Below are 23,278 nucleotides of genomic sequence, written 5' to 3'. Positions count from 1 at the left end.
CACTCTCCTTTATTTCCATTCCATTTTACCATAGAAAAAAGAAGCCAACTCATTTGAGAAGGCTTCCTGTTATGAATGTTGCGTCATCACCCGTTTGGATGGTGCTAAGAATATCATAATACAATTGTTCAGGAACGCCCGATCTGCGCATAAGCGCTTTCGGGTTGCGCAATTCTACCCCATCGGAATGGATGAGGAATAAATCATCCTCCATATAAGTGTAAAGCTGCGTATGCAGTTTCTGCGGACGGCCGGATAGATACCCCATCACCGGAAGCGGATAGATCATTTCATCGCTATTCTTCCGGTAAAGGTAGAACCTGATATTGCCGACACAACTGTATTCCAAAGTCTTGTTCTTAAAGTCCACTTTGAAGATGGCTACTGCTGCGCCCCTCTTCTGAACCATCAAACCATTGAAACGATTCATCAGACTGTCGATTGATTCGTGATGATGTTCTCGTAGAATTTGCGGAATGACCTGCGACGATTCTCTCGCTACGGGCCCGCTCCCCAAACCATCGGCTACAGAGCAGATAAAGTAATCTCCCGTCAACACTGTATGGTAGCTGTCGCCGGATTCAAAATTACCTTTCTTTGCTTCATTGAAGATGCAAGCGTCAATATATTGGTGACGAATTTTTTCCACTACGAAACTCCACCCGCCGCTAATATGGCTTCCTGCAATTTCTTGATGGCTTTACGCTGAAGACGGGAAACATGCATTTGAGAGATACCGAGTTTATCACCGGTTTCCTTTTGGCTCAGCTGCTCTATGTAGGTGTATTGGATAATCTGCTTTTCGCGTTCGGAAAGCACATCCATCGCATTTGCCACCAACATGCGCTGATCCGCTTTTTCATATCCATCGTCTTCTTGCCCAACAACGTCAAACAAAGTTACGGTGCTTCCGTCTGAATCAGCTTCCAAAGAATGGTCCATGGACAGGGCCTGATAGCTCTTGCCCATTTCCATCGCTTCCAGTACATCGTCCTCGTCGACATCAAGGTATTCAGCAATTTCCCAAACTTGTGGAGAGCGCTGAAGTTCGCTTGTCAAAACTTCGACTGTTGCTTTGATCCGCGGCCCTAATTCCTTGATTCTACGTGGAACATGGATTGCCCAAGTCTTATCACGCAGGAAACGTTTGATCTCACCGATAATTGTTGGCACGGCAAACGCTTCAAAACTGCGGCCGAATGAAGGGTCGTAACGTCTGATGGCTCCCAGGAGACCGAGCATTCCAACCTGGGCGATGTCTTCGTGGTAGGATTTGCCGTTTGAATATTTTCGGGCAATGGATTCCACTAGACGTTTGTAATTGTTCACCAGATTTGTTTGAGCTTCTTCATCCTCATATTTCTGATAAGCTTCAATCCATTCCAATACCTGTTCTTTGGTAGGCTGATTAGGATGAGATCGTTTCGACATCCTCTTCCACCTGCTCTCCTCCAACATACTTAGTCATGAAAACTGTTACGCCTTCCTGATGATGGACTTTTACTTCATCCATTAAAGTTTCGATCAAATAGAGGCCGAGTCCTCCTTCGCGAAGAAATTCTCCTTCCACCTGATCGTGGTATGGACCTACTTTTGCCTTTGTTTCTTCAAAATTAAAGCTTTGGCCATGGTCTGCCACCATAATTTCAATTTTGTCGCCATAAAGAGCGCAGCCGATTACGACTTCGCCATCTTCATCATCGCTGTATGCATGCTGGACAGCATTGGTTACAGCTTCACTTGACGCTATTTTTAAATCTTCAATGTCATCATAAGTAAAACCGATTCGGCTTGCCAACCCGGATATCGTCAAGCGTGCAACACCGACGTATTGGGATTTGGCTGGGACACGCATTTCAACATAATCAAAAGGGCGCATTTTAGTTACCACCTTTTCCAGCTGATTCGATATCCATAATATCACCTAAACCGGTAATATCGAACAGCCGTTTTAAACGAGCAGACAGACCGCTTAATTTTAAGTGCCCGCCCTTGGCATTGACTGATTTATAAAAAGCAACAAATACTCCAAGTCCGGTACTATCCATATAATTTACTTCAGAAAGATCCAGTTCAGCATTCAATGCTTCCACATTTTGATACGGTTCCAATTTATCGCGAAGAATTGGTGCTGTATGCGCATCAATTTCGCCGTGTACTTGTCCCTTCAGGACTCCATTCGATTCTTGCAAATCAACTTGAATATTCATCTATTTGACACCCCGTTTTTCTATAATTAACGTAAATTAAAAAAGCAACTGTATATTTGTTTACCACATTTCTGCAGTAGTCAAACATACAATCAGACTTTTTTGTAAATTACTAAAGTAAAATCATCACTCAGCTCCGCATTTTGCATCCGAACCAGTTCGTCGTAGACAAATTGCACCATGACTTGAGCGGGTTCGTCTATTTTCCGCAGGATCAGTTCATTGATCACCTGACGATCAATAAAGCCTTCAGCTGTTCGGCCTTCTGTTACACCATCCGTCATCATGACGACCATATCGTTCTTTTTCAATTCCACTTCTTTTTCTTCATAAGTGGCCATCGGGGAGACGCCGAGCAGCAGCCCCTTGACAGTGAGTTCTTCAAACTCACCGGTTTCCGCACGATAAAGCATTGCTGGTTCATGTCCTGCCGATCCGTAAGTCAGAATACTGGTCGCAGCTTCATACCTGCCATAGAACATCGAAACGAACATGGAATCGTCGACACTTTTTTCCACAATCCGATTGATGGTGCCCAAAACTTCCCGGGGCATAGCCATCGAATCGTTCATGCTGTCCATACCAAATTTAACCATGGACATGCATAAGGCCGCCGGCAAGCCTTTGCCGATTACATCGGCTACAGCTATTCCGGCGTGCCCATTTTCGTCACTTATGAAATAGATATAGTCTCCGTTCATTTTGCGTAAAGGCACAGATAGCAGACCGATATCTAATCCATCAAGCGATGGCATTGTCGTTTTTAATAATGTCGCCTGTACATTCGCTGCCAAATCCATTTCCATGCGAATTTCTTCCTGCCGCTGCAGCAAACTTTGACGCTCCTGCAAAGCCAGTCCGTAATTAATCATCATTTCAATGAGGAAATCAAAAGAATGCCAGACAGTTTCTGGCATGTCTTCGTATAATTCCTGCATTGCTGCTTTATGCATGCTGATGACGTCTTCCGGGGATGTATTTTCAGAAATAAGCTGACGGCTGAAATTTTGGCCGACATACAGATTCTGTTCGGATTGCCGCTGCATATATTGATTCAATATTTCTTTGTATTGACCGCCGATTTTTTGAACCATAAAGAATTCCCCCTATCGAAGCCACTTGGTAGCTCTTATGTCTGTCCCTTCACCTAGGGTTGTTTCTATTTTAAAGTCATCCATCAATCTTTTGACGCCCGGTAAACCTGCTCCAAGTCCACCAGAAGTGGAGAAGCCGTCTTCCATTACCTTGCGGATATCCGGAATTCCAGGACCGTTGTCTGCGGCAATTATTAAGATGCCATTGATGCCGTTCTCTGTCAGGCGTTGAATTTCAATTTTTCCCTGTCCAGCATATAAATAGATGTTGCGGGCAAGCTCGCTGATTGCCGTCGTGATACGAGCCTGGTCTACTGTGCCGAAACCCAACTCTTTTGCAACATTGCGACCGAGTTGTCTGGCGGCTACAATATCCCATTCTGTCTGAATTTCCACCGAGGATTGGTTGCTCATTTTTAAGCCTCCAATTCCAATTGAAGTTTATCCAAACCGTTTTCCAAATCCAATGCTGTCATAACATCTTCAAGTCGAATTCCTAACTCGATCAAAGTGATGGCAACCGCCGGCTGAATGCCCGTAATTACAACACGCGCTCCCATTAGGCTCGACATGCTGATGACGTCTCCCAAAACTTTAGCGATGAAACTATCGATAAAATCGATTGAGGTCAAATCGATCACTACACCACGGGCACTTGTTTCATGCAATTTTGTCAATAAATCCTCTTGGAACTGTATCGCAGTCTGATCATCCAATTCCCATTGAATGGAGACAATAAGTGTATCTCTTAGTTTTAATATCGGTATACGGACATTCATTCTTCATCAACCTCCACAATTTTTCGATTTGTCCAAGCAAGAGCTTGCTCAACGCCGCGCTGCAAGGTGCTCGTTGTGGTGAACTCATTCAAATTAATGCCCAGCGTGACGATTGTTTGGGCAATTTCTGGCCGGATGCCAACAAGCATACATTTTGCTCCAACCAAGCGGACAGCATCTGCAGCCTGGATAATGTGATGAGCAACCATAGTATCAACAACCGGAACACCGGTGATATCCAGCAGAATGACTTCTGCACGATGTTTCACTACCCCTTCAAGAAGGTTTTCCATAATAAGGCGGGCACGCTCGGTGTCAATTGTTCCCACAAGCGGCATAACCGAAACTTTGTCAAAAACCGGTATTAATGAAGCGGAAAGTTCCTGCAAAGCAATTTTTTGAAGGCTTACAGTGCGTTCCCAAGTCTTTGAATATGTATCGATGGTGCTATCGCGGATAGGCGTGATCCATTTGTTGAATTCTTCAGCAAAAGCGCGAAGATTATCGTGGTTGATAACTCCGTCTCTTTCCATACCATTAAAGACGATTTCTCCAAAATGATTAATGGCTTTTGTGACAAATGTAATCGACCAGCCATACCGAACCACTTTTTCGGCAAAATCATTCAGGCGGCTTTCGTATGCCTGATGGCTTTCCAATAAATTCGATGTCATCAATTCAGCGAATTCTCTGCTTGTCTGATCCATCAATTCCGCAGGCATTACCTCGAAAGACCGTTCACCTTTTTCGTTGCGCATCATTTCCTGCCAATTTGAAATGATTTCTGTCATGTTTTCTTGAATATATCTTGCCATTTGCTTGTTCATTTTTTAAAGGATCCTCCTTGGACTCTAGCAACTCTTCTTTATGTTCCTTGCTGCAGCTGCCTCTGGCTTTTAGGTTCTCTATCTTTATATTGTATCGGAAATATGCATTTTGCACACCTTTTTATATCTCTCACTCTTTTCTTACGGATAGATTGCAAAAAACATCCGAAGAAAGGCCTCTTCGGATGTTTTCCTGGTGTATGTATACTTTAGAACTTTACGAGTCCGACACTGATTTCAAGTGCTTCATCTACTTTTTCCATTAGGGATTCATCCAATTGGGTGATTTTATCCGTCAGCCGGGACTTGTCAATCGTGCGCAATTGTTCCAGCAAGATAACCGAATCCCGTTCAAAACCATATTTCTTGGCATCGATTTCGACATGGGTCGGGAGTTTGGCTTTCTGGATCTGAGCCGTAATTGCCGCAATGATGACAGTTGGGCTGAATCGGTTTCCTATATCATTTTGAATTACCAGCACCGGCCGGGTACCACCTTGCTCTGACCCGACCACCGGTGATAATTCTGCAAAAAAAACGTCACCGCGTTTTACAATCAAGTTGTCACCCTCCGCTTACGAGTCGCACGGTCATATGCTCCGCTTCATACTCTGCATGAGAACATTCACAAGAAATCGACAGATTGATCTGCGACATCTCCACGTAGCCCTTGATCATTGCTTCCCGAATATGATTTGAGTCATACATGTTTTTCATGACACGCTGAGTGGAAACGTAAATATATTCTCCATCTTCCTGAACCCGTTCATCTGAATGTGTAGTTAGTTCTGAAATCAATTGTTTTGGCAGCTTAACGACTACCTCTTTTGTCTTGGATCTCTCGTACACAGCTGACACCTCCGGAATACCGTTGTTCTCTCTGTTCTTTCTATCTATATTTACAATCTTAACATCCCTGGGGAGCTATGGAAAGATAATTCTTGAAGATCTTCATGCTCCCACATATTGTCTTGGCACACGTTTTGTCAGAATACAGGGGATTTCATAAGGTATTGTATCCAATCTTTCAGCCCATTCTTCAATGAGAATAGTTGCCTCTTTTTGGGTCCCCAGCAATTGCACGCCTTCTCCAACCGGAAATTTCTCGGTCAGCCGGATCAAGCATTGGTCCATGCAGATGCGCCCCACGATTGGCATACGCTGCCCGCGCACCAATACATCCTGGCCTTGGAGTCCACGGATCAGCCCATCCGCGTAGCCGATCGGCAAAGTGCCGATCCACTCATCCTCTTCGCACCTATAAGTCGCTCCGTAGCTGAGGGCATCGCCTTTCTTCACTTTTTTGACGTGGACGATTTCCGTTTCCAGGCTCATCGCCTGCTCCAATTCGAACGGCATTTCCCGCTTTACAAAAGCGGACGGCGCGATGCCGTAAATCGAAATGCCGGTGCGCACTGCGTCAAATGCCAACTCGGGGTGAAGGATGGCCGCCGCACTATTGGATACATGAAACACGAGCGAACCGCCTTGCCATTTATTCCTGATTGCATTGATCGTTTCAACCTGCTTCAGAAAAAGCGGATTTTCCGCTTCATCCGCGGTTGCAAAATGAGTAAAAAGCCCTTCCACCTGAAAAGGCTGTTGCCCGACAAACTCAAATGCCGCGTCCGCTTCTTCCGGCTGAATGCCTATCCGCCGCATACCCGTATCGAATTTCAGATGAATCTTCAGCGGCTCAACTTCCTTCTTCAGCTCATCGGCTGCTGCTTCCAGCCACTCCATCGAATAGGCAGTCAGGTTGATATCGTGTTTAATTGCCTCTTTGATAAAGCGCACTGGAGAAGCGCCCATCACCAAAAGCTCGGCTTCAATGTTATTGTCGCGTAAATAGAGAGCTTCATCCGGTGTTGCCACCGCCAGCATCGCGGCGCCGCTCTTCAGCGACTGCCGCGCAATTTCCAATACACCGTGGCCGTACGCGTCCGCTTTAACCACTGCCATCAGCCGTGCGCCAGCTATCCGTTCAATTAATTTTTTTATATTGTAATCGATTGCCGAAAGATCAACAATCGCTTTGGTCGGTCTGTAAGTTGTTTCCATCGTTTCCCTCCGCCTGCATCTTTGTTTGTAATAGAATCTGCGCTGCAGCATATTCCTTTGTATGTGTGATCGACACCAGTCCATCTTCTTCGCCCCGGAAGAAAACGGATGGCTTGCCGTTCGCCGCTTTTCTGATTTCAATATCATGAAACGCACACATTTCACCGATTCCGGTTCCTTTCGCTTTTCCGAAAGCTTCTTTTGCAGCAAAACGCCCCGCAAGAAACTCCGTCCTTCTGTTGGCCGATAATAAATCATATTCCGCTAATTCGTTGTCGGTCAATACGCGTTCGCGGAGTTTTGCTGATTTGCCGTCAAGCCGCCTGATCCGGTCCATTTCCACGATGTCCAATCCGATTCCAGTAATCATAGATGTTTCTCCTTTCAATCCCAAACCCTAAAAAGGTATAATAGCCAATATGAAACAGAGGTGACGAAATGTTTATTCGCAGAGAAAGTTTTTCCGAATATTTACGCTTATATCCTGTCGTATCCACATTGATCGCAATTAATGTTTTGATACATATTTTATCATGGATTCCCTTGCTCGGCGTGTATATCTTCAATTACGGCGTGGGTGCCAACTTCCTGATTGCCGAAGGTGAGTGGTGGCGGTTCTTCACGCCGATGTTCCTGCACGGCGGACTGATGCACTTGCTGTTCAATATGTTCTCACTGTTCCTGTTCGGACCTGAACTTGAACGGTTGATTGGCAAAGTCCGTTTTATCACCGTCTACGCAATGGCCGGTGTATTTGCGAACATCGCAACTTATTTCCTTCAGCCGCCGGATTATCTGCATCTCGGTGCCAGCGGAGCGATCTTCGGCGTCTTCGGTGCTTACGGCGCATTATTGTATTACGGTGGACGGGCGTTACCGGAATTAAAGCAGATCCTGCTGCCAATTCTTGTCATCAGCGTCATCCTTACTTTCCTGACACCGAACATCAATGTTACTGCCCATATCGCAGGGCTGATCACCGGCTTCGTGATCGGTCTCGGGTTTTTCCACCCGAAACTCATTGTCAGCTGGAAAGCGAAAAGAAAAAGATAAGGTCAGCCGGAATTACTCCGGCTGACCTTTTTGTTTGGACGGAATTGGGGTTGGGTGATACCAGTCGAGAATGCGGCTGGCATCCTCCTTCTCCATATAATTGATGCGCGCGGCATAGCCTAGCATCCCTGATTTGATGGTCGCCTGGATTGATGCCAGCTCTCTTCGCCGCTGGAAATACGTCTGCATGACGTTGACCGCCTGCATCCGCTTTTTCCAGACATAGAAAGTGTGTTTGCTGAAGCCGCGGAATTCCATCGTCAGTTGCTTGCCGGTAAGCGCGTAGCCCGTCGTCCGGTGCTGCCAGACGCCCATCCCGATAACCGGCGGGACGATCAGCAGCGACAACAGGCCGTACGGAAAAAAGAAATAACTCATGGCGCCGATCAACGGCAGCATCCACAGGAAATCCAAACGGTAATAAAAATGGACACTCCTTTTCGGCGCTTTCACCAATGTCGGCTGAAATTCCATTTCTGGAAACAACTCCTCCAGCACAGACAGCATGCGGCCGTTTTTCACCAACGGGAATAAACGGATTTTTTCATCCTTTCCTCCCATGGAACCGCCTGCGCTTTCGACGGTTACCGTCGCATAGCCGAATAATTCCCGCAGCGGATTCCGCGTTACTTTTATTCCTTGGATGCGCTTGAATGGCACCGAGATTTTCTTCTTCTCGAGCAATCCTCTCGTGATAAAAATATGGTCTTCATCCACCTGGATGGTGAATTGATAATTTGCCAGCAGCGTCAAAACAACTGAGATGACCCACGCCAGCAGCAAACCCGCAAATACAGCCAAAGCCACAATCAGATAACCGAAGCGCAAGAACAACATGACTTCTTCATAGATGGATTCGTAAGGAATCAATTCACTGAATTGCGATAAGAAGACCGCCACAGCCGAGATAACGACCCCGATTCCTCCGGAAGTCGTCGCGAGGATCAACAATTCCTTCATCGACATGCGGTACAAGGTTTTCAGTTCCTTTTTCTGGGGCACTGCAGCTTCTTCGGCAATTTCTGTATCCGCTTCGCGAGGCCCCATAACCGGAGTTGGCCGATGGTGTTTTGCATGTTCCATTTCAGTTTCGATGCGGTCTGCGTCTGCGCGGTAGATCGCCGTCAATTCCGCTTCCGCTTCTCCAGCCTTCCCGGATCCCGCCGTTTCCACACGGACCTTTACCAGATTAAACGGACGGTGAAAAATCCCTTCCGTATAATTAAGGCTTTGAATCCGCTCAAACGGTATGTACCTTTTCTTTTTTACAAAAAGGCCATATTCAATGCGTAATTCCTCATCTTCAAACCAATAGACGAACCTCTTCCATTTAATGATTCCGATAATCAGTGAAAAAAACACGACCACCAGACCGATCAATAAGGGCAGCAAGTTGACCCAACCGCCCGTAAACATTGAAGTGATGCCGCCATCCCTGAAAATATTGACACCGAATATCACGACAAATGGAATGATCAGCTCTTTCAAGCTTTTCATGAAATTAATAAAAGCGGAAACGGGATGCAGTTTATAGCGAATATCAGACATCGTCTTCCGCCACCCTTGCCAACGCAGAAATCATGCCCCGTAATTCATCTGCTTCAGAAGTGATCAACGCCGGTATGGTATGCGTGGTGGCTGCCGTAGAAATGGAAATTTCAGCCAAATCATAGCGGCGAAGAATCGGTCCCTGCTCCGTATCCACATGTTGCACCCGAACCATCGGCACCAAAGTGCGGGTCACGATGAAAAGGCCGTACTGCAGCTCGATTTCCTGTTCACGCACTTCATAACGCCAGCGCTGCCACCGAATTTTCGGGAACAGATAAATCAGCAAAAAGCCGAATAGCAGGAGCACCCCGCCATATACGGCGTAAAGCCATGTCGGCCACCCAAAGAAAAACGTCAATGCCGCGGCCCCTCCTGCCAATAAGGACAGCACAAAGGTTTCCATCGTTCCGTACAACCTCCAGACCGTTAACCCTTTTCTTGAAATTCTGTTTTTTGGCTGGTCATTCATGTTCGTCTCCCCATTTCATTCTTCTTATTCCCAGTCTTTCACATTCTTCCATACGATTCAATAGGAAGAATGTTTCGCTGAACACATTTTATTTAATGAAGAGATTCAAACACCCGTTTTGTTTCAACGCAAAAATAGCCCGCCAGCAGTAATCTGCTGGCGGGCTATTCTATCATTCTGTATTAAGATTCGTGACGGCGAGTGCGTCCTGGACGTCCTCCGCCACTTGCACCGCTGCCGCCTTCGCGACGACGGCTTGCGCCTGATGCTGAACCTGAGCTTGCGCCGCGTCCAGCTGGTCGGCCTGAACCTGAACCTGAAGAACGGTTGCCTTTATAACCGCCGCCTCCACTGCTGCTGCGTCCGCCTTTTCCTTTGTAGCCTCCGCCACCGCGTGATGGCAATGGACGCTCTTCAGAAATTGAAACCGGAACATCTTCCGGCTCTTTTGTCATTGTTTTCAGAGCTGCTGCAATCAAATCGACCGCATCATGCTGTTCAAGCATTTGCGCCGCGAATTCGCGGTAGTCTCCAAGATTGTTTTTCCCTGTCATTTCAAGCAATTGTTCCATTGCGACACGTTTTTGGCCAAGTACGGCTTCATCAGCAGTCGGTGGAACCAATGCTTCCATTTTTTTCTTCGTAGTACGTTCAACAATTGCCAAGTAGCTCATTTCACGTGGTGTTACAAACGTGACTGCAACTCCTTTTTTACCTGCACGGCCAGTACGGCCGATACGGTGGACATAGCTTTCTGGATCTTGAGGAATATCAAAGTTGTATACGTGTGATACGCCTGAGATATCAAGTCCGCGAGCTGCTACGTCAGTGGCAACCAGAATGTCAACTTTACCTGCTTTGAACTGCTTCAATACAGACATACGTTTTGCTTGGCTCAAGTCGCCATGAATTCCTTCAGCTACATAGCCGCGGATATTCAAAGCTTTCGCCAATTCATCAACCCGGCGTTTTGTGCGTCCGAAAATGATCGCAAGTTCCGGTTGTTGAACATTCAAAAGACGTGAAAGAACATCGAATTTTTCGCGTTCCACAGATTTAACATAGAATTGCTCAATGTTTTCAACTGTCATTTCTTTTGATTTGATTTTAACGATTTCTGGAGTCTTCATGAATTTCTCTGCAATTTTGCGGATCGCGTCCGGCATAGTTGCTGAGAACAACAATGTCTGGCGAGTATCTGGAACACTTGCCATGATTGTTTGGATGTCTTCGATGAAGCCCATGTTCAACATTTCGTCTGCTTCGTCAAGGATCAATGTGTTAACGTTGTCCAATTTAAGCGTACGGCGGTTGATATGGTCCAAAAGACGTCCTGGTGTACCCACGATAATTTGCGGACGGTTTTTCAGCGCACGGATTTGGCGGCTAATTTCTTGGCCTCCGTATACTGAAAGAATGCGCACGTTTTTATCCTGGCCCAGTCTGTAAAGTTCTTCTGAAACCTGAATTGCCAATTCGCGTGTTGGTGCGATGATCAATCCTTGTACATTGCCGTCTTTAGTGTCGATCTTTTCGATCAACGGAATACCGAATGCAGTTGTTTTACCAGTTCCCGTTTGGGCTTGTCCGATAATGTCCTTGCCTTCCATACCTAAGCGGATAGTACCTTCTTGAATCGGTGTTGCTTCTTCAAACCCCATGCGTTTTACGGACTTTAAAGTTGTTTCGCTGATATTTAACTCTGAAAATTTTACCAAATTTTTTCAATCTCCTTTTGTCTTCATCTTATTTACAAATGGTGTACATTTTAGATGAAATAGCGACAAAGTCGAGCCTTTATGAGGAAGTTTCACGTCGAAAATCATACTCTGTAGTTTTAAGTTCAGAGGGATGTGTGAACAGAAAAAGCTCGGGCGTTGCCGAGCGGTCTGATCGGCGGGTTTTGATGCCCTATAAGTAGAACAAACCGTTTTGCTCAAAAAAATACTCTTCACAGGGAAGAGTGCTTCAAAAATGTATCCATTGCTCCAAATAGAATAACATGGTTCCAGAGCACTTGCAATCAATATGCAAAGGTTCCATTAATCAGTTTATTCGCCTTCATTGTCCATAAAAGCCAAAACATGCGCGAACCATTCTTCGCAGTCATCACTGTAGCAGATCAGGTGCTGGCCGTTCTTGGAATGATAAATCTCTTTCTCCAACGAACCGAGTTGATTGTAGATATGTTCTGCGGCCGTAATGGGCACAATGCCATCTTTTTCGCCTTGAACGATGCACACCGGAAGCGTCAGCTTATGGTAATAAGGTTCAACCATTTTGACGACGCGCAAAAATTCAAGCGCCGAGCTGACCGGAGTATTCAATAATTTGTATTCATACAAATGAAACAGCGGGTTCTGAGCGAGCCGCCCTTTCACAGCGTCAGTCGCAGCGATTCGAACTTCGTCCAATATCTGGCTCGCACTAATGTATTTGACGGCGGCGCTCAACAGCACCAGTTTTTCAATTTTATAGCGCATGGCCAAATACATCGCAATGAGGCCACCCATTGAAAAGCCGACAATAATCACCCGGTCCACCTGTTTTTTCAACTCTTTTAATGCGAGTTCCGCAGCCATCATCCACGATTCCGCAGATTTGTTTTTAAGGCTCAGGCTTTCACCATGGCCTGGAAGCGTCGGGATTTTCACAATCCAGCCCTTCTTTTCTTCAATATATTCGGCGAACGGCTGTACTTCGAAAGGTCCTCCGGTAAATCCATGGATCATCAACACGCCTGTTTTCAAAGTGCTACCTTCTTTCAATCAATTATCGGTAAAAGGTTCAATGATGTTTTCTAGAGCCATGCCGCGAGAACCCTTGACAAGAATGACGGATTTGGCAGAAATCGATTCTTTCAGGAAATCGATAATCGGACCATAGTCGTCCTTGTTCCAGATCAGTTTCCCTTCAAATGTCCCCTGCAGTTTGGTATAAAGCCATTCCATTTTCGGGCCATACAGGCAGACGCCATTAATTTCGGAATTGATGGATTTTGCAATTGCCTCGTGATATTCGCGTTCCTGGTCGCCAAGTTCCAGCATATCACCCAGAACCACCCATTTATCTTCTTTCATGGTCGTTTCACGAATGAAATTCAAAGCCGCCTTCATCGAAGAAGGTGCAGCATTATAGGCGTCGTTGATAAATGTCGAACCGCCTTTTGCATGAATCATCTGCATGCGCATATCCGTAAGTGCCGCGTCCTGCAGCGATTTTCGGATATCTTCCTCCGTTAATCCCGCTTCCAGAGCGACCAGGATTGCTGACAGCGTATTTTTCACTTGATGGTCACCCAAAACCGGAATGGTAAATGTGGCATCGATGATTCCGCTGACCATGAAGGTGCTGCCGTTTTCAGTAGCGCGGATATCCGTTACGGTCAATTCATTATTATCATCGAAACCGAACGACACAGCCTGCGGGAAATTTTCGACAAACGGTTTCAGCAGCGGCTCGTCGCCGTCGTAGAACAATTTGCCATGCGTTTCAAGACCGGCAGTAATTTCGAATTTCGCCTGGGCGATTCCTTCACGGGAACCGAGATCCTGCATATGTGCTTCACCGATGTTCGTGATGATTGCGTAATCCGGCCGCGCCAATTCTGACAGGAATTGAATCTGGCCGAAGCCGCTCATGCCCATTTCCAGCACCGCAAACTTCGTATCTTCTTCCAATGAAAGAATGGTCAGCGGCAAACCGAGTTCATTATTAAAATTGCCCTGGGTTTTTTGCACTTTGAAATAAGGCTTCAAGACGCTGGCAACCAGATCTTTCGTCGAGGTTTTGCCATTCGATCCGGTAATGCCGATGACCGTCACCGACAATTCGTCGCGATAGGCACGCGCCATTTCCTGCAACGCTTTTTGGCAGTCGTCCACAATCAGAATCGGCAAATCATCCGGAGGCGAGGGCTCGTCGCGCTGCCAAAGTGCAGCAGAAGCTCCTGCTTCGATCGCATGGCGGACAAATTTATGGCCGTTGACCTTATCACCGCGGAAAGGGACAAAAAGGTCGCCTTTGTGCAGCGTCCGCGTATTGATGGAAACTCCCGTAATTTCAATGTCTTTTAAGTTCGTTTTTACATCCAGCCATTTGGCTACTTGCTCGATCTTTTTTTTCATCAGTTTCTCCACTCAATCCATTTTTACTTGCAATAATTGTTTTTCCTCGTAACGCTCAATGGCAAGATCAATCAGTCTTTCAATCAGATCCGAATAAGCCACCCCTGTATTTTCCCATAATAGAGGGAACATGCTGAACGGCGTAAAGCCTGGAAGTGTGTTGACTTCGTTAATTAAAATCTCGTTCTTCGCGGTGACAAAAAAGTCAGCGCGCACAAGGCCTGAACAATCCAGGATTTTGAATGCTTTTTTCGCTGATGCCACAAGCTCTTCGTAGACTTCGTTGGAAAGTTCAGCTGGAATGATCATTGCCGTGTTGCCGTCTTTATATTTTGCTTGATAATCATAAAATGCTTTCAACGGCTTGATTTCACCTGCAACCGAACATTCCGGCACATCGTTTCCGAGCACGCCTATTTCAATTTCACGGGCGTCAACGCCTTGTTCAACCACAATTTTCCGGTCGAATTTCAACGCTTCATTCACCGCCGCAATTAGTTCATCTTCGTTGTCAGCCTTATTGATGCCGACACTCGAACCGAGATTTGCGGGTTTGACGAATACCGGCCAATTCAATTCGGCAGCGATTTTTCGTACCAACTCCGACTGGCCATTTTTCCAATCTCTTCTTATAAAATACACATAAGGGGTCTGTTTCAAACCGGCTATCTCAAATAATTGCTTCATGACCACTTTGTCCATACCGGCTGATGATGCCAATACGCCATTCCCGACATACGGAAGATTCATCACTTCCAACATGCCTTGCACAGTCCCATCTTCGCCATTCGGGCCGTGAAGCAACGGGATAATGACATCGAGAGCCTTGTCCTGTTCTGTGGGAAGAAAACCTGAAATGTCATTTGGCGCGGAGTACTCTTGCCCCAGCTGCAATTGTTCAATGCTGCCGGCCGGACCTTCAAGAGATGCACCTTTCCGCCATTCCCCCTCTTGAGTGATGTAAACCGGGTATACTTCGTATTTATCAAAATTCAAGGCTTTTGTAACTGCCTGTGCTGTTGAAAGGGAAACTTCATGCTCTGCGGATTTTCCGCCATATAATAAACCGATCTGTTTTTTCATCCCAATAAACCCCATTTCGTTTTCCAATATCCTCTAGTTTATCACGAACCCGATAAGACGAAAAATCATTTCCTGCAAGGACAGGAAAATACATCCAATTCTCAAATGAAAAGGCCGCCATTTTGGCAGCCTGAATCAATCACTATGCGTGTTTCTTAACTCCATTGCTTGAATTTGCGGTCATAGACGAATTTCTGTATAACTTCCTCGCCAGTGTAGTCATCGATATCCGTCAAAAAATCATCCATGAATGAGATTTCTTCCACCTGGCGGATATGCAATTCAATTGTATTCTTAGTTTTTTCAGGATCCGCGAGGGAAATCAGTATGCCTTCACGGTATAAATTTTTCAGTGATTTCAGGAGTTCATCCGGAAGTTCGGGAATCATATCCTTAACCTTGCGGCGCCAAAAATTCTGGCCGTGGTCTTCCCGGCGGATGGACTGGATAAAGTAATTCCCCACCAGCTCGTTCAGCCGCTCCAGGTTGCGGAAATATATTTTGGTTGTCTGTTCATCTTCGCTCGACAAATAGACAAACTCGTTCAACAGGGTTGAGTAAAAAGGCGACCGCACCGTTTCTTTCTTATGACCTATATATAATAGTTCTGCCTGTTCCTGAGGCGTCAGGGAATTCAATTGTTTTTCGCTGCGGAAATCGATCCAGCAGAATTCCCCTTCTTTTGCGGCTCTGGATTTGCGGAGCGCCAGGAATTCCTCCTGTGAAGCAAATTCCGTTTGCGTGTGCATATTATAAGATGCTTCATCGTAGGTATGCTTCAACAGCAGCAGGTTCTTCGGCATCTTCATAGCATCCATGAACTGGGCGAAGGTCAAACCGCTGAACAAAGCAAATTGATCAGCATCATTTAAGTAAATATATAAATGCTGAACATAATGTTCCATGTTATTCACTTTCTTCACCATTGCCTCCACTCCATTCTTCCACTCATTATACGGGCTGACCTACTAAATATGAAACATCTGAGCTTAATCGGCGTCATTACTTTTGTAATGCGCATAAAAGGCAAGAATAAGTTATAATGTATTCCGACTCTCAATAATAAAAAGTACAGGTGAACCCATATGCAGACAAACAAAAGCTTTGCCGATCGGATTGACTGGTCGCTCGCTTTCATATTATTCCTCTTTTTCATCGTCAGCCTGGTTGCGATTTCTTCCGCACAGACTTCGGGGCAATATCTTACAAATTTCGTACCGAGGCAAGGCCTGTTCTACATCCTTTCCATCGGCATGATTGGTGTGTTGATGTATTTCGAACCCGAGCAATACAAGAAAATGGCCTATTACCTCTACGGATTCGGGATTCTTACGCTATTTATCTTGATGATTGCACCAGCTGGACCAGGACAAATCGGGGAACCGATCAATGGCGCCAAAGCCTGGTTCCGCACGCCTGTGCTCAATATGCAGCCCGCTGAATTTATGAAAACCTTCTATATATTAGCACTGGCGAAAATGATTTCATCCCATCACGAAAAATTTGCGTTAAAAACGATAAAAACGGACTTGTTATTGTTGGGGAAAATCGGCGGTTTACTGCTGATCCCATTAGCGTTTATTCTTGATCAGCCTGATATGGGGACGGCTCTTGTTTTTATTGCCATCACCCTGGCAATCATCGTGGTAGCCGGAATTTCATGGAAAATAATTTTACCAAGCTTTGGTGGTGTAGCTGTCATTGGCGTTACCTTGTTATGGATGGCGATCAATATGCAGGAATTTCTGACCAATACGTTTGGCATCCAGCGCTATGCATTCGCACGAATCTATACCTGGTTTGACCCGTATTCTTATGCAGATGGCGATGCTTATAACCTGATTGCCGCGATGAACGCCATCGGTTCCGGCCAGGTATTCGGCAAAGGTTACCAGGGACGCGAAGTATATGTGCCGGAAAACCATACCGATTTCATCTTCACTGTCATTTCAGAGGATTTCGGATTTATCGGGGCCAGCGTGGTCATTATCCTCTTTTTCATGTTGATTTATCATCTGACAAAGATTACGCTGCAATTAAAAGACACCTTCAGCACTTATGTTTGTGCAGGTATTATTGCCATGATCACTTTCCACGTTTTCCAGAATATCGGCATGACAATCCAGCTGTTGCCGATCACCGGCATTCCGCTGCCGTTCATCAGTTACGGGGGCAGTTCGCTGATTGGGAATATGATGGCAATCGGCATTGTCTTCAGCATGAAATTCCATCATAAAACGTATATGTTCGGCAACGATAAAGAAGACCAATAAAAACTCCGACGCGAGCCGCGTCGGAGTTTTTCCATTATGATTGTGTTTGCGGGGGTTGCGGCAATGCTAATGCTTTTAGCAATTCGGTGCGTGATTTTGTGATTTTTGCTTGGATTCCCAGTTTCGATAAGTTTGAAACGATATTGCGAACTTCTGCTTGTTTCGCCATCCATATCACCTCTCTGTATTCCTTCATTTATATTAACGTATGTAAATCCAAAATAGATTCATCAAAACAGGTAAATAGTTGACATTTCTGTGTCTATGTATATAATACCATCTTTTCAAGCTTTTAAACTTTTCATTTATATTACAAAGTTGCAATGATGTAAAATTATTGACCTGTATACCTAACAGGGGTATATTAGACTTATCAAAGGATATGGAGGATTAGCCAATGAGCGAATTGATGAAAGAAGTTCCCGTTGCTGATTTAGCGTGCAGAAAAAGCCACCACCCTCCTGAAGTCAAACGCGATTTGACAAATCGTCTCAGCCGGGTTGAAGGCCAGGTCCGCGGTATAAAGGGAATGGTCGAAAAAGATGTATATTGTGACGATATCATTACCCAGTTGGCCGCTACTCAGTCTGCATTGAATAGCGTGACGAAATTATTGCTTGAAGGCCACCTGAAAGGCTGTGTCGTAGACCGCCTGTCCCAAGGCGACGACGAAGTATTGGATGAATTATTGATCACGATCCAAAAAATGATGCGTAAATAATGAGGAGGAAATGAATATGACGAAAACGATGAACTTACAAGTGAGCGGCATGAGCTGCCAGCATTGTGTAAAAGCGGTAACTGAAAGTGTAATGGAATTGGATGGCGTTGAAAAAGTGGATGTATCGCTTGAGAACGGATCTGTCGAGGTTTCCTACTCGAATCCATCGCTTGAAACTGCTAAAATTGCGGAAACGATTGAAGATCAGGGCTATGATGTAGTATCCACAAAATAATTACTGCGGAAACGCAGTTTTTTTTTAAAGTGATATATACCCCTCTAAGGTATAAGGAGTGAATGGCAATGCCCGAAAAACAAACGGAATTAGCAATTACCGGTATGACCTGCGCCGCCTGTGCCAATCGGGTCGAAAAAGGCTTGAGCAAAATGCCCGGCGTCAGCGAAGCGACAGTCAACTTCGCCACCGAAAAAGCTTCTATCGTATACGACGGTGAGCAGGCATCCTTACAGGATATGGAGCAGAAAGTGGAACAATTAGGTTATGGCGTTCGCCAGGATGAAGTGGATTTCACCATCCAGGGAATGACCTGCGCCAATTGTTCTGCCCGCATCGAAAAAGTATTGAACAAAATGGATGGGGTCAACCTCGCCAATGTCAATCTGGCGATGGAAACCGGCCATGTCTCCTACAATCCGAACACATTAACACCCGAAGATTTTGTTAAAAAAATTCAATCCATGGGCTATGACGCCGTGCTCAATCAGGAAAATGAAGAAGCCGAGGATTATAAGACACAGGAAATCCGCAAAAAAACACGGATGTTCTGGATCTCGGCCGCGTTGTCGCTTCCACTGCTGTGGACGATGGTCAGCCATTTCACTTTCACTTCCTGGATGTATGTGCCTGAATTCCTGATGAATCCTTTTGTGCAATGGGCTTTGGCCACACCGGTTCAATTCTGGATCGGCGCCACCTTCTATAAAGGAGCTTATTTCGCATTAAGGAATAGAAGCGCCAATATGGATGTGCTCGTGGCACTCGGGACATCGGCCGCTTATTTTTACAGCGTCTATTTAGTCTTCGCGCATCTTGGCAGTCCCCATATGGTCGGACTGTATTTCGAAACAAGCGCGATTTTGATTACGCTGATCCTGCTCGGCAAAGTGTTCGAAGCGCGCGCCAAAGGCCGTTCTTCCGATGCCATCAAGAAATTGATGAAACTGCAGCCGGAAACCGCTTTGGTGGAGCGCAGCGGCGAAGCCGTCATTACGCCGATCTCCGAAGTGCGCACCGGTGACATTCTATTGATCAAACCCGGCGCTTCGATTCCGGTCGATGCCGCTGTCATTTCCGGCAATTCCGCTGTCGATGAATCGATGCTGACGGGTGAAAGCCTGCCGGTCGATAAAGAATCGGGCGACCCGGTTTACGCTGCCACTGTAAATTCCAATGGATCTTTGCGTGTCAGAGCTGATAAAGTCGGCAAAGATACGGTGTTGTCGAATATCATTCGGGTTGTTGAACAGGCGCAAGGTTCGAAAGCGCCGATCCAGCGACTGGCTGACCAGATTTCAGGCATTTTCGTGCCGATTGTTGTCGGAATCGCGATTGTTACGTTTATCGCCTGGTATTTCCTGGTGTCACCGGGTGATTTCGCGGCCGCGCTTGAAAGCACGATCGCCGTCCTCGTCATTGCCTGTCCGTGTGCGTTGGGGCTGGCAACACCGACTTCGATTATGGCCGGTTCGGGCCGCTCCGCTGAACAGGGTGTCCTGTTTAAAACAGCGGAATCGCTTGAAAATACGAAACACATCGATACAATCGTTCTTGATAAAACAGGAACGATCACCAACGGCCGCCCTGTTGTCACTGATTTTATTGGCGCAGACGGTTTTGATCTCGACGAATTGAAAAATCTGGCGGCAAGCGCCGAAAGTCAATCGGAGCATCCGGTGGCGCAGGCAATTGCTGATTACGGTAATGCCAATGGCACTGTCAGCCGCTTCGAAGCGGTGCCGGGCCACGGCATTCGTGCTGCGGTTGACGGCCGTGACATTCTGATGGGCAACCGCAGACTGATGGAAACTCTCGCAATTGATGATTCCCAGGCCGCGTTGCTCGAAGAAGACGGCAAAACGGTCATGTATATGGCGGTCGACGGCAAATTCGCCGGCTTGATCGCGGTTGCCGATACGATCAAAGACAATGCCGCTGAAGCGGTAGGCGAAATGAAGAAACTCGGTTTGCGCGTCGTCATGCTGACGGGTGACCAGGAACGGACCGCACAGGCAATTGCACGCCTGGTGGGCATCGATGATGTCATTTCCGGTGTGCTGCCGGCTGAAAAAGCGGATGTTGTTGCGAAGCTTCAAAAAGAAGGACGCAAAGTTGCGATGGCCGGAGACGGTTTAAACGACGCTCCCGCTCTTGCCACCGCCGATATCGGCATGGCGATGGGCACAGGCACAGCAATTGCCATCGAAGCTTCCGACGTCACGTTGATGCAAGGCGATCTGATGCGCGTGGTCGATGCGGTGCGCATGAGCCGCCTGACGGTGAAAAATATCAAGCAGAACCTTTTCTGGGCGCTTGCTTACAACTCACTCGGCATCCCGATTGCCGCTGCCGGATTTTTGGCGCCGTGGCTTGCGGGTGCCGCGATGGCATTCAGTTCCGTATCCGTCGTCATGAATGCGCTGCGTCTGCAGCGAGTCAAATTGGAAAAATAATGTTTGTCCCCGCTCCTTTTAACTTTGGGAGCGGGTTTTTTGTCGGCTTTTTTTGAGGTGAGGTGCGGAGTTTACGGTTTGGGGTGCGGAATATTCCCGGCGAGGTGCGGAAATACCACTTCGGGGTGCGGTTGCCCCCGCCGAACAAAAAAGCATCATCTTCATTCCTTCCATTTACGTTCGCCGCGAACAAGAGTAAACTGAAAGCACAGCCTTATTAGAAAGCAGGAAATTATTTTATGAAGAAGACTATTTTGTTGCTGATGTCAGTCCAGTTCTTCGTCTATCTGGGATTCGGCATTATCATACCCATCCTTCCCGAGGTGATCGTCCAGCAGGGTTACAGTGAAATCCACGTCGGCGGCCTCATTACCATATACGCATTGTCCTCCTTTTTCACCGCTCCCTTATGGGGGAAATTGTCAGACCGCACCGGCAGAAAAAAGTTGATTCTGACCGGTCTTGCCGGCTTCAGCCTGAGCTTTTTCCTGTTCTCGCTGTTTCTCGACAATCTCGCGCTCCTTTATATGTCGCGCATCATCGGCGGCCTGTTCTCTGGCGCCCTTTATACAGCGGTAACGGGATATGTCGCTGATATCACGACAGATGAGGAACGCAATAAATACATGGGCTTTCTCGGAATGTCGATTGGTCTTGGCTTTATATTCGGACCGGCGATCGGCGGTTTGCTTGGAACCGTGTCGCTGACATTGCCGTTTACCGTCTCCGCTGCACTCGTATTATTGCTCATGGTATACGCCAGCTTGGTTTTGAAAGAGCCGGTCCGGCAGGGAGAAGCGACGAAACGCGCTCTGCTTCCAAAAGGCGCCAGCACCCTATGGCAATTCCGGATCCGCTATTTATTCCTGATGTCGTTTATGGTGACGTTCCTGCTGGCCGGTCTCGAATCGACGTTCCAGCTGTTTCAGATTGACCAGATTGAAATCACACCGCTGCAGCTCGGCTATTTATTTATTGCCAGCGGCTTTGTCGATGCAGCGATTCAAGGCGGCGTGGTGCGCCGAATAAAAGACGGAGCCGAAACGAAATGGATCATCGGTGCGCAGATCATTGCCGCAGTTGGTTTGCTGCTCCTGCCCTTCACTTCCAGCCTGATTTTTGCCGGAGTGGCGCTGAGCATTTTCACCGCCGGCAACGCGCTCGCCCGGACTGCACTTGTGTCGCTGACTTCGAAAGAATCCGGCGGCAAATACGGAACAGCGGCCGGAATGACGTATTCGATGGATAATATGGGACGCATCATCGGCCCCCTATTCTTTACGTGGATGCTGACGATGCAATCGGGTTCGATTTATTTCCTGTCCGGCGCATTGTCAATTGCGGCCATCTTGCTGATCGTCCTTTACCGCGGTTCCCCGAAAACTTTAAAAGAACCAAAAAAAGCAAGCACTCCCGCATGACCGGGGTGCTTGCTTTTACTTTTCATTTCAATAAGGCGTGCCGCCGTTGATATGCAAAACCTGTCCTGTTACGTAAGATGAATCGTCGGATGCCAGGTAGACGAAGCCCGGTGCAAGTTCATCCGGCTGTCCGGGCCGGCCGAGCGGCGTCTTGCTGCCGAAGCCCTCGACTTCATCAGCCGGGAATGATGCCGGGATGAGCGGCGTCCATATGGGACCCGGTGCGACGCCGTTGACGCGGATGCCTTCTGCTGCCAATGACCCCGACAATGCGCGGGTAAATGACAGGATTGCGCCTTTGGTGGACGAATAATCGATTAAAGTCGGCTCGCCGCGGAAAGCGGTGATGGACGTGGTGTTGATGATGGAAGCGCCGCGTGTCATATGCTCCAGTGCTGCTTTCGTCAAATAGAACATACTGAAAACGTTCGTCCGGAAAGTGCGCTCCAGCTGTTCGGCGCTGATGTCTTTCAGCGAAGTCTGGACATGCTGTTCTGCTGCGTTGTTTACGAGGATATCCAGACCCCCAAATTCATCTACCACTTTTTGGACGCTTTCTTTGCAGAAGGATTCGTCTCCGATATCACCGGCAATCAGCATGCATTTAGCGCCTTGCTGTTCGATGAGACCCTTCGTTTCTTCCGCATCCTCGTGTTCATCCAGATACATGACGGCAACATCCGCGCCTTCTTTTGCATACGCCAAAGCCACTGCCCGGCCGATGCCGCTGTCCCCTCCGGTGATCAATGCTTTTTTTCCGGGAAGGCGCTGTGCCTTTCCGGCCAAATTATTATCGTAGCTTGGTGCCGGATCCATTTCTTTCTCGAATCCCGGCTGGCGCTCCTGCTCCTGTCCAGGAACGATTTTCGGTCTATCCTTAGCCATTCGGAATCATCCTTTCCAGATTTTTAATGTCTT

The 23,278-nt window shown here is 46.9% G+C and carries 27 protein-coding genes; 6 read left to right on the top strand and 21 right to left on the bottom strand.

Annotation, left to right across the window (positions count from 1 at the left end; translation table 11 throughout):
• Nucleotides 1-49 precede the first annotated feature (49 nt).
• The 12 genes from DHX103_RS10410 to acpS all read right to left on the bottom strand — a co-directional run bounded on the left by DHX103_RS10410 (nt 50) and on the right by acpS (nt 7,341).
• Nucleotides 50-649: a PP2C family serine/threonine-protein phosphatase gene (locus DHX103_RS10410; protein ID WP_422122228.1), complete on the bottom strand. Its 600-nt coding sequence runs from the start codon at nt 647-649 to the stop codon at nt 50-52.
• The gene (gene sigB, locus DHX103_RS10405) at nt 649-1,431 is read right to left on the bottom strand and encodes an RNA polymerase sigma factor SigB (RefSeq protein ID WP_422122227.1); all 783 of its coding nucleotides are present in this window, start codon (nt 1,429-1,431) and stop codon (nt 649-651) included. The genes DHX103_RS10410 and sigB overlap by 1 nt, the downstream gene beginning before the upstream one ends.
• Nucleotides 1,409-1,879, bottom strand: a complete 471-nt coding sequence (gene rsbW / locus DHX103_RS10400) for an anti-sigma B factor RsbW (RefSeq protein WP_422122226.1) — start codon at nt 1,877-1,879, stop codon at nt 1,409-1,411. Before rsbW ends, sigB begins: the two co-directional genes overlap by 23 nt.
• A 1-nt stretch (nt 1,880) precedes the next feature.
• Complete coding sequence (locus DHX103_RS10395; protein ID WP_422122225.1) at nt 1,881-2,210, bottom strand: anti-sigma factor antagonist; 330 nt, start codon at nt 2,208-2,210, stop codon at nt 1,881-1,883.
• Nucleotides 2,211-2,302: 92 nt separating this feature from the next.
• Nucleotides 2,303-3,304 (bottom strand): PP2C family protein-serine/threonine phosphatase, encoded by a 1,002-nt coding sequence (locus DHX103_RS10390; RefSeq protein WP_422122224.1) that lies wholly within the window; start codon nt 3,302-3,304, stop codon nt 2,303-2,305.
• Between the two features lie 12 nt (nt 3,305-3,316).
• Complete coding sequence (locus tag DHX103_RS10385) at nt 3,317-3,718, bottom strand: anti-sigma regulatory factor (RefSeq protein WP_422122223.1); 402 nt, start codon at nt 3,716-3,718, stop codon at nt 3,317-3,319.
• Between the two features lie 2 nt (nt 3,719-3,720).
• Nucleotides 3,721-4,083: an STAS domain-containing protein gene (locus tag DHX103_RS10380; protein WP_071152217.1), complete on the bottom strand. Its 363-nt coding sequence runs from the start codon at nt 4,081-4,083 to the stop codon at nt 3,721-3,723.
• Nucleotides 4,080-4,910: an RsbT co-antagonist protein RsbRA gene (locus tag DHX103_RS10375; RefSeq protein ID WP_422122222.1), complete on the bottom strand. Its 831-nt coding sequence runs from the start codon at nt 4,908-4,910 to the stop codon at nt 4,080-4,082. The genes DHX103_RS10380 and DHX103_RS10375 overlap by 4 nt, the downstream gene beginning before the upstream one ends.
• 209 nt (nt 4,911-5,119) lie before the next feature.
• On the bottom strand, nt 5,120-5,470 hold the full coding sequence (locus tag DHX103_RS10370; protein WP_422122221.1) for a type II toxin-antitoxin system PemK/MazF family toxin: 351 nt from the start codon (nt 5,468-5,470) through the stop codon (nt 5,120-5,122).
• A gap of 4 nt (nt 5,471-5,474) precedes the next feature.
• On the bottom strand, nt 5,475-5,759 hold the full coding sequence (locus DHX103_RS10365; RefSeq protein ID WP_210016999.1) for a transcriptional regulator: 285 nt from the start codon (nt 5,757-5,759) through the stop codon (nt 5,475-5,477).
• A 102-nt stretch (nt 5,760-5,861) separates the two neighbouring features.
• Nucleotides 5,862-6,971 carry an alanine racemase gene (gene alr / locus DHX103_RS10360; protein WP_422122220.1) on the bottom strand — a complete coding sequence of 370 codons (1,110 nt, stop codon included), beginning with the start codon at nt 6,969-6,971 and terminating at the stop codon, nt 5,862-5,864.
• On the bottom strand, nt 6,934-7,341 hold the full coding sequence (acpS, locus tag DHX103_RS10355; protein WP_422122219.1) for a holo-ACP synthase: 408 nt from the start codon (nt 7,339-7,341) through the stop codon (nt 6,934-6,936). Before acpS ends, alr begins: the two co-directional genes overlap by 38 nt.
• Nucleotides 7,342-7,409: 68 nt before the next feature.
• Here acpS and DHX103_RS10350 point away from each other — a divergent pair, with 68 nt between their 5' ends.
• Nucleotides 7,410-8,024, top strand: coding sequence for a rhomboid family intramembrane serine protease (locus tag DHX103_RS10350; RefSeq protein WP_422122218.1), 615 nt, complete (start codon nt 7,410-7,412; stop codon nt 8,022-8,024).
• A 12-nt stretch (nt 8,025-8,036) separates the two neighbouring features.
• Here DHX103_RS10350 and DHX103_RS10345 read toward each other — a convergent pair whose 3' ends face one another.
• The 7 genes from DHX103_RS10345 to DHX103_RS10315 form a co-directional block, all read right to left on the bottom strand.
• Nucleotides 8,037-9,572 (bottom strand): PH domain-containing protein, encoded by a 1,536-nt coding sequence (locus DHX103_RS10345; protein WP_422122217.1) that lies wholly within the window; start codon nt 9,570-9,572, stop codon nt 8,037-8,039.
• The gene (locus DHX103_RS10340) at nt 9,565-10,044 is read right to left on the bottom strand and encodes a PH domain-containing protein (protein ID WP_422122216.1); all 480 of its coding nucleotides are present in this window, start codon (nt 10,042-10,044) and stop codon (nt 9,565-9,567) included. The genes DHX103_RS10345 and DHX103_RS10340 overlap by 8 nt, the downstream gene beginning before the upstream one ends.
• A gap of 182 nt (nt 10,045-10,226) precedes the next feature.
• Nucleotides 10,227-11,762 (bottom strand): DEAD/DEAH box helicase, encoded by a 1,536-nt coding sequence (locus DHX103_RS10335; RefSeq protein WP_422122215.1) that lies wholly within the window; start codon nt 11,760-11,762, stop codon nt 10,227-10,229.
• 333 nt (nt 11,763-12,095) lie between these two features.
• Nucleotides 12,096-12,794, bottom strand: coding sequence for an alpha/beta hydrolase (locus DHX103_RS10330; protein ID WP_422122214.1), 699 nt, complete (start codon nt 12,792-12,794; stop codon nt 12,096-12,098).
• Nucleotides 12,795-12,812: 18 nt separating this feature from the next.
• Nucleotides 12,813-14,171, bottom strand: coding sequence for a UDP-N-acetylmuramoyl-tripeptide--D-alanyl-D-alanine ligase (locus DHX103_RS10325; protein WP_422122213.1), 1,359 nt, complete (start codon nt 14,169-14,171; stop codon nt 12,813-12,815).
• 12 nt (nt 14,172-14,183) lie between these two features.
• Nucleotides 14,184-15,254 carry a D-alanine--D-alanine ligase gene (locus DHX103_RS10320; protein ID WP_422122212.1) on the bottom strand — a complete coding sequence of 357 codons (1,071 nt, stop codon included), beginning with the start codon at nt 15,252-15,254 and terminating at the stop codon, nt 14,184-14,186.
• 155 nt (nt 15,255-15,409) lie between these two features.
• Nucleotides 15,410-16,180, bottom strand: coding sequence for a hypothetical protein (locus DHX103_RS10315; RefSeq protein ID WP_422122211.1), 771 nt, complete (start codon nt 16,178-16,180; stop codon nt 15,410-15,412).
• A 159-nt stretch (nt 16,181-16,339) separates the two neighbouring features.
• On the opposite strand from DHX103_RS10315, the gene DHX103_RS10310 reads away from it, so the two are divergent.
• Entirely contained in the window at nt 16,340-17,527 is a 1,188-nt protein-coding gene (locus DHX103_RS10310; protein WP_422122210.1) for an FtsW/RodA/SpoVE family cell cycle protein, read from the top strand.
• A gap of 34 nt (nt 17,528-17,561) precedes the next feature.
• On the opposite strand, the gene DHX103_RS10305 is transcribed toward DHX103_RS10310, so the two are convergent.
• On the bottom strand, nt 17,562-17,696 hold the full coding sequence (locus DHX103_RS10305; protein WP_379082616.1) for an Lmo0850 family protein: 135 nt from the start codon (nt 17,694-17,696) through the stop codon (nt 17,562-17,564).
• Between the two features lie 228 nt (nt 17,697-17,924).
• Here DHX103_RS10305 and DHX103_RS10300 point away from each other — a divergent pair, with 228 nt between their 5' ends.
• The 4 genes from DHX103_RS10300 to DHX103_RS10285 all read left to right on the top strand — a co-directional run bounded on the left by DHX103_RS10300 (nt 17,925) and on the right by DHX103_RS10285 (nt 22,360).
• Complete coding sequence (locus DHX103_RS10300) at nt 17,925-18,248, top strand: metal-sensitive transcriptional regulator (protein WP_422122209.1); 324 nt, start codon at nt 17,925-17,927, stop codon at nt 18,246-18,248.
• Nucleotides 18,249-18,264: 16 nt separating this feature from the next.
• Nucleotides 18,265-18,483, top strand: a complete 219-nt coding sequence (gene copZ, locus DHX103_RS10295) for a copper chaperone CopZ (protein WP_422122208.1) — start codon at nt 18,265-18,267, stop codon at nt 18,481-18,483.
• Between the two features lie 68 nt (nt 18,484-18,551).
• A complete protein-coding gene (locus DHX103_RS10290) occupies nt 18,552-20,939 on the top strand; it encodes a heavy metal translocating P-type ATPase (RefSeq protein WP_422122207.1) in 2,388 nt (795 codons plus the stop codon).
• A 239-nt stretch (nt 20,940-21,178) separates the two neighbouring features.
• The gene (locus DHX103_RS10285; RefSeq protein ID WP_422122206.1) at nt 21,179-22,360 is read left to right on the top strand and encodes an MFS transporter; all 1,182 of its coding nucleotides are present in this window, start codon (nt 21,179-21,181) and stop codon (nt 22,358-22,360) included.
• A gap of 27 nt (nt 22,361-22,387) precedes the next feature.
• On the opposite strand, the gene DHX103_RS10280 is transcribed toward DHX103_RS10285, so the two are convergent.
• Nucleotides 22,388-23,245: an SDR family oxidoreductase gene (locus DHX103_RS10280; RefSeq protein WP_422122205.1), complete on the bottom strand. Its 858-nt coding sequence runs from the start codon at nt 23,243-23,245 to the stop codon at nt 22,388-22,390.
• Nucleotides 23,246-23,278: the final 33 nt, after the last annotated feature.

This window comes from Planococcus daihaiensis, assembly GCF_049262615.1.
GTDB lineage: Bacteria > Bacillota > Bacilli > Bacillales_A > Planococcaceae > Planococcus.
This window is presented reverse-complemented; position numbering and strand designations above follow the sequence as displayed.